This is a genomic window from Facilibium subflavum (assembly GCF_003574485.1).
GTDB classification, from domain to species: domain Bacteria; phylum Pseudomonadota; class Gammaproteobacteria; order Francisellales; family Francisellaceae; genus Facilibium; species Facilibium subflavum.
Map to the genome: position 1 here is coordinate 1 of NZ_QLIT01000042.1, position 7,012 is coordinate 7,012.

7 protein-coding genes are annotated in these 7,012 nt (G+C 38.4%); all 7 read left to right on the plus strand.

Features of this window, described 5'->3' with window-relative positions; genetic code table 11:
* The first annotated feature begins 161 nt into the window (after nucleotides 1-161).
* The 7 genes from DNK84_RS03435 to DNK84_RS03465 all read left to right on the plus strand — a co-directional run bounded on the left by DNK84_RS03435 (nucleotide 162) and on the right by DNK84_RS03465 (nucleotide 6,805).
* Nucleotides 162-845, plus strand: a complete 684-nt coding sequence (locus DNK84_RS03435; RefSeq protein WP_119343174.1) for a hypothetical protein — start codon at nucleotides 162-164, stop codon at nucleotides 843-845.
* Nucleotides 842-1,597, plus strand: a complete 756-nt coding sequence (locus tag DNK84_RS03440; protein ID WP_119343175.1) for a methyltransferase domain-containing protein — start codon at nucleotides 842-844, stop codon at nucleotides 1,595-1,597. Before DNK84_RS03435 ends, DNK84_RS03440 begins: the two co-directional genes overlap by 4 nt.
* Before the next feature lie 60 nt (nucleotides 1,598-1,657).
* Entirely contained in the window at nucleotides 1,658-2,332 is a 675-nt protein-coding gene (gene bioD / locus DNK84_RS03445; RefSeq protein ID WP_119343176.1) for a dethiobiotin synthase, read from the plus strand.
* Between the two features lie 131 nt (nucleotides 2,333-2,463).
* On the plus strand, nucleotides 2,464-3,060 hold the full coding sequence (locus DNK84_RS03450) for a 2OG-Fe dioxygenase family protein (protein ID WP_119343177.1): 597 nt from the start codon (nucleotides 2,464-2,466) through the stop codon (nucleotides 3,058-3,060).
* Between the two features lie 11 nt (nucleotides 3,061-3,071).
* Entirely contained in the window at nucleotides 3,072-4,331 is a 1,260-nt protein-coding gene (locus DNK84_RS03455) for a cysteine desulfurase-like protein (protein ID WP_119343178.1), read from the plus strand.
* Nucleotides 4,332-4,498: 167 nt separating this feature from the next.
* Nucleotides 4,499-5,515 (plus strand): succinylglutamate desuccinylase/aspartoacylase family protein, encoded by a 1,017-nt coding sequence (locus DNK84_RS03460; RefSeq protein ID WP_119343179.1) that lies wholly within the window; start codon nucleotides 4,499-4,501, stop codon nucleotides 5,513-5,515.
* Nucleotides 5,516-5,518: 3 nt separating this feature from the next.
* Complete coding sequence (locus DNK84_RS03465) at nucleotides 5,519-6,805, plus strand: MFS transporter (RefSeq protein ID WP_119343180.1); 1,287 nt, start codon at nucleotides 5,519-5,521, stop codon at nucleotides 6,803-6,805.
* Nucleotides 6,806-7,012: the final 207 nt, after the last annotated feature.

Below are 7,012 nucleotides of genomic sequence, written 5' to 3' on the forward strand. Positions count from 1 at the left end.
GGACCGCAACCACGGATAACACATGATTTTTATACTTTAACAGGTTCAGTGAGTTAAATTGAAGAGCCGTATGTGGGAAATCTACAAGTACGGTTCTGTGAGGGGCATCATGCTTTCTCACATTATGTTTAAAATTTAAATTATAAATAGGAGAAACAGAGATGTCTACTCGACATACATTACAACATTCAGTACAAGCGCCCCATCAACAAATTTTCCTGCCTGGTTGGGGTTTTGGTGCAAGTATTTGGCAGGATTATATAGCTGATCATCAATCCCATAGATTAATTGATTTACCCGATTTCTCCTGTGGTGATGAAGACCAGGTTGTTGATGCATTAAGAAGTAATATTCCGCCAAACAGCACAATTCACGCCTGGTCGCTATCAGCTCTTTGGGTAATAAGGCTATTACAGAAAACCCAAATGCCGGTTAATAAACTCTATCTTTATGCGCCACCTTTGAAATTAAACATGCCTGAGGCAAAAAAGCAAAGCTTTGTGCGACAATTTGAACTGGCAGCTGATAAGCTTATACATAAATTTTTAACTTTGGCTTGTTATCCTCAACCTGTTGATGAGTTGGTCGATACTTTTAATCCACATATACAACTAAAAGATAACAACCAATATCGGCATTGGCATCATCATCTTACCTGGATGATGGCATTTAAGTCTGATCCAAAAGAGATTGAAAAATTGTTAAATACCAGTCATGCCAGTATTATTGCAGGTAGCGATGATGTTGTGGTTGATAAAGATTATTTACAGGCTTTAGCGCCAACTATTTTTTTAAAAGATCACAGCCATTTATCCATTTTACAAGAAGCAGATAAGTACGAATGATGCAAACCATTGCAAAGCGATTCAATCAGTCCCTTAAAAGTTACCCAGTTGAAGCACATGTGCAGCAATCAGTGTTTGATTTACTTTTACAAAAATTATCACCAAAAGCGTTTAATAATAGCACAATATTAGAACTGGGCTGTGGCGATGGCAGGCTTAGTTTCAGACTTTTAAAAGCGTTAAAGGCATCATCTATTGATGCCGTTGACTGCGCTGATTTATGTATCAGTGTGGCAAAAAAATACTTACAAGATCCTACTTATCAGAAGGTAAATGCACATTTTTATTGTCTGGATTTTGATTATGAACTTCATCAATTACAAAAAAAATACCAATTGATTTTTGCGAATATGTCATTGCAGTGGTCACGTGATTTCAATGCCTTATTAAAGCAGTTGGCAGATAAGCTTGCAGATAATGGGCATTTGTGTTTTTCAATGCCACTTGCTGGTACATTTACTGAATTATCGTCACATTTTCGCATCAATGATTTTTATACACATGAAACAATTAAACAATTCTTAGCAGAATTGGGGTTTGTCATTCAATCTGCTGAAAAAAAGTACTATCAATTATCGTTTGCTACCGCAAGAGCGCAATTAAAACACATTAAACAAACTGGCGTGAATTGCTATCTTGGTAAGCGCCAGCCAAATCTGTCAAAGATTAAATCATATATAAAGGCGAATGCACCAGCTGAATTGAGCTACCAGATTGGCTTATATACCGTTTATAAACCGCCCAGAAGATGAAAGTGGCGTATTGTAAAGTAATTTAGAGTAAGCGTTGCTATAAAGAACAAAGGAATAATCATGGTACTAGAAGAAATTGTCAAATATCAAACAGTGGGAATTATCGGCACGGACACCGAAGTTGGTAAGACGTATGTGACCGTTAAACTCTTGCAACAGTTAAATAGCGCAGGGTTTTTAAGCTGTGGTTTAAAGCCAATTGCCTCGGGCGCCTTTTTGAAAGGCAATCAGTGGGTGAATGAAGATGCATTAGCGATACAGCAATCAGCGTCAGTGAAGCTTGACTATAAACTTATTAACCCTGTTGTTTATCAACCGGCAATTGCACCACATATTGCTGCCAGCGAGATCAATGATGATTTAAATGTTGCGAAAGTCACTAAGCTGATCCAATCAACACTGGCGCAAGTTAATGCTGATATTACACTGATTGAAGGTGCAGGTGGGCTTTTAACACCATTGAATCATCAGCAAGGCTATGATGAAGTTTTCAAAGCGCTTAATATTCCGGTAATTATGGTTGTTGGTATGAAGCTTGGCTGTATTAATCATGCCTTATTAACGGCAAAGTCTTTGCAGCAAAGCGATATTCCCTGTATTGGCTGGATTGCCAATTGCATTGATCCAGATATGCAGGTTTTGTCAGAGAATGTTCAAACGCTTAAAAAAATGCTATCGGTGAAATTTCTAGGGTCTTATGAATTTGAAGTGCTACTAGATAATGTGATATGTTAATAATCTTTTATAACCTTCTTGCAAATATCATTAAATTTGTATATTTATTACGGGGTGTTTAATTTTTTGCCTTCCATATTATCTTATTATTGTAGTTTGGGAAGCTAGAAGTCCAAGGATTAAGGGGAAATATGTATTTTGTCAAAGAAGTAAGTCAACTGCCAAATGCGATCAAACAGAGCTTTTTAGATTTAAAGCGTGATCCCAACATGAAACAAGGTGATAATTACCGTTATCGTGCCTTTAGTGTGGGTGATGTGAATAATAATAAGGTTAGCGTTAGCCCACATGGTGAGGTTTTTCATCAGTCACAGAAGTTAAATAAGTATCAAGGTGGAATTGATCGCCATTTCCCTTTGATTGAAATGCCCGTAGCACAGTATGTGGCGGATAATATTATTCGCTCACATATTTATCCATTAATTCCAAAGGGGAACTATCATTTTGGGATTCATCAGATTCGAATTGAAACCACCGATGAAATAACGGGAAAGCCCGCACCAGAGGGAATACATCAGGATGGATTTGATTATGTGTGTGTGCTTTGTGCTAACCTTAATAATGTCAGTGGTGGTAATTCGGTACTGGTTGATGTCAAAGACAGATCGCATATATTGTTTGATGATAAAAAGTATGCCCACTATGCCTCTGCGATTGTTCCGGTTATTCCAGGGAAAGGCTGGCGGGATGTGTTTGTGATTACCTTACAAAAAGCGAAAAAACAATAACAGGGGGATTTATGTTTGATGTGGAAAAAATACGACAGGATTTCCCTGCATTATCAAAATTATATAATGGCCAGCAGGCCGTGTTTCTTGATGGTCCAGGTGGAACACAGATACCAAATGCGGTGATCCAGGCAATAAGCGAGTTTATGCAGCAAGGTGTTGCTAATCTGGGCGGATTTTATCCAACAAGCATTGCGACAACAAAGCAGTTATTATTGGCACGACAAGCTGTTAAAGCACTCATTAATGCAGAATATGAGGATGAAATAAGTTTTGGGCAGAACATGACATCGATTACTTTTGCTTTAAGCCGTGCAATTATGAATACCTGGCAGCCTGGTGATGAAATTATTGTCACCGAGCTTGATCATGATGCAAATATTTCACCTTGGGTGATTGGCGCAAAAGAAAGAGGTGCATGTGTTAAAATGCTACCTTTTGATACGTATACCTATCAGCTTGATCTGGATGTACTTGAGCAATACCTACATACTGGGAAAGTGCGGTTTATGGCACTAACCATGGCCTCAAATATCTGTGGCAGTATTACAAATATCTCAAGCGTAATGGATCTGGCAAAAAAATATGATGTACGTGTTTTTATTGATGCTGTGCATTTTATTGCCCATCATAAAGTAGATGTGCAAGCATTAGAATGTGACTGGCTTGTGTGTTCGGCGTATAAATTTTGTGGGCCGCATATTGGCATTTTATATGCGAAAAAGGCGACAATGGCACACATAAAACCTTATAAAATAAGGCCAGCACCTGATGCTTTTCCTTATTGTTTAGAAACAGGCACACAGAACTTTGAAGCCGTAGCTGGGCTTTATGCTGCTATTTTACATAAAGCATCACTTGTCACAGCAAAAAAGACGACATTAGCACAAAGCTTAAAGCAAAGCATTAAGGTGATCCAAACGCATGAAACAACGTTGAAAAAAACGTTTATAACCGCATTAAAAGAGATTCCTGAGATTAAGATTCATGGTATTGATCAGATCAACCAATTGGATAATCGAACACCAACGTTTGCATTGGAATTTCTAGAGATGGACTCAGCACAAGTAGCAAAGGCACTTGCCAGCAAGGGTGTTTTTATTGGGCATGGCCATTTTTATGTTCCTGAGTTTGTACAGAAGTTAAAGCTTATGCCAAAAAATGGTGTTGTAAGAGTGGGTTTTGCGTATTACAATACAGTCCAAGAGATTCATTGGTTAATCTCATGCTTTCAACAGCTGATCGCAAAACAAACAGACATTTGTGTGTAGCAGCGCTCAGGCGTCTTATTGGCAAAATATTGCCTGAGCATATCATTTTTATAAATGCTTTGAGTAAAAAAATTTAAAAACAACCTGGCAATAAGTTTGTAGAATTGGAATAATCAGTTGGTGTTTGTATGAATAATCAATCAAAGTAAACAGTAAATGGATATCTAATGAGAAACGCAAATTTGAAAATATGTGATGTTAATGTACATTCAGGAGAAAAAGCAACGCTTGCTTTACCCTTGCCTGAACAATATTCATGTTCACCCATGTATATGCCGATTAAGGTGATTAATGGCAAACAAGATGGGCCATGCCTGTTGGCATTTGCGATGCTAGATGGTAATGAATTTAATGGGCTTGAAATTGTCAACCAGTTGTTTGATTCTATCTCAGCCAATGATTTGCACGGTACATTGATTACCGTGCCTGCGTTAAATGTTTATGGGCTCACACATTATCCTAAAATCTCACCTGGTGGGGCATCGATCAGTGATAGTTTTCCAGGTGATGAACATGGCAATTTCAGTGAGCGAATTGCGTATATTTTCACAGAAGAGATTTTAAAAAAGGTTGATTACTGTATTGAATTACAGACAGGATCTTTAAATCATCAAATCCTACCGCATGTCTATTGTAACTTTGATGATACCCAGGCAAGAAAACTTGCTAAGGCCTTTCAGGCACCTGTGATCACTGAGGTTGAAACAGGTTCAAGCAAGCTTAGGCAGACAACGGAGAACTTAAGCATTCCTTTATTGGTATATGAGGCAGGAGAGGCGATGCGCTTTGATCAGGAGTCGATCCAAATTGGTTTAGAAGGGATTATTAATGTGATGCGTAAATTGCAAATGCTTGAAGGAGAGATTGAGGATAAAGTCTCGCCTGTTTTTTCTAAGGATGAAGATTGGCTCAGTTCGCCTTCATCAGGTGTCTTGCATACCGATGTGTCATTAGGTGAGTCGATTAAAACCGGGGATAAAATAGGCCGGTTATCGGATCCTTTTAGCAATGAGAATGCAACGATTGTGAAATCAAAGCTTGATGGTGTTGTCGTTGGTATCAATCGTGCACCGTTAATTCAAGAAGGTGCTTCCATTTTTAAGGTAGCGTCTTTTGTTGACAATGAAAGGGCAGAAGCCGCGCTTGAAGAGTGGGAAGATCTCAAACCAGATGCGGAAGAATAGCCGATGAGTCAAAATCAGAAAATGTCCCTAATAGGGACGATTATTTGGGTGGTATGTGCTGTATTTTTCATGTACGAGTTTTTACTGAGAACTATTTTAGGCACCTTTGAGCACCCGATTACTTATGATTTGCACTTAAATCTTGTTACTTTTGCGATCTTAAGCTCAACGGCATATCAGCTTATTTATGGGATTATGCAGATTCCAGTTGGGGTTATCGTTGATCGTTTTGGGTTGAAAAAAACGCTCGCATCAGCTGTGTTTATCTGTGCGATTGCGGTGGCCGGGTTTGGATTTACCAGGGCTTTTGAGTCTGCTGTTATCTTTCGCGTGTTGATGGGGTTTGGCTCTTCCTTTGGTTTTGTCTGTCTTTTGGTGGCGGTGTATGATTGGATGCCAAGAAAGAATATCGGTCTTTTTATCGGTTTGTCACAATTTATTGGCACCATGGGGCCGATGCTTGCTGCAGGTCCTTTGGATTCGCTATCAGGTAACGCGGCAATACAGTGGCGTTATATCTTTTATGCCCTGGGCGGCATTGGTGTTGCGCTGGCATTAATCGTGCTATTAATTGTTCGCAACAATACGGATTATACGGGTAGTTTCCGTATTCTAAAGAAACCAAAGCCCGTAACACAAAATTTATATAATTTACTCAAGCAGCCTCAAGTATGGTTGATTGCAGTGTTTTCAGCCTGTGTTTATTTTACAATTGAATATCTTTCAGAAAATAGTGGTAAAGCATTTTTAATGCTGCATGGCTACACCTCATCAACTGCTTCTTATATGATTACAGTTGCATGGCTTGGTTATGCGATAGGCTGCCCACTTTTGGGTTTTGTCTCAGATCTTACCAGCAAGCGCAAAAATGTGATGGTTCTAGCGGCATTTAGTTGTCTTATTGCGGCTGTTTTTATTATCTATTTCCCAATCAATATCGTTGTGATTATTCTGGCTTTTTTCCTTCTAGGTGTTGGTGCCAGTGGTCAAAGTATTGGTTTTGCGATTATGGCAGAGCAGTGTAATCATAACTACCTTGCCGCAGGGCTAGGTTTAAATAATGGTATGATCATGTTAGTGACCTCATTAAATGCGCCATTTATTGGCTGGATATTATCGATGGTTTCACAGAATAAAAATCTTTCTATTGGTGATTATCAAAGCGCGTTTGTCGTCATTATTGCATTGATGTTGCTTGCTGTTGTGATTTCATTATTTTTTATCAAAGAGACGTTTTGTAAGTCAACAAAAGAGACAACAAAACTATCGGTGAGTGATTATAGCATCTAATGCTTCAAGCCTATTTTTATTTTATTGTTTTTCTTCTGATTCAGTGAATTAACCTTTTTTGACTACACTAGAAGTAGTAGCTGAATTTATGACAAGGAGATAATATGTATACAAATAATACGACGTTTATGAAAATGGTATTTTATGCGGTTATGTTATGTGTTGGGCTTGGTATTACTTTTGTTGTTTATATCCCGACTTTGACAC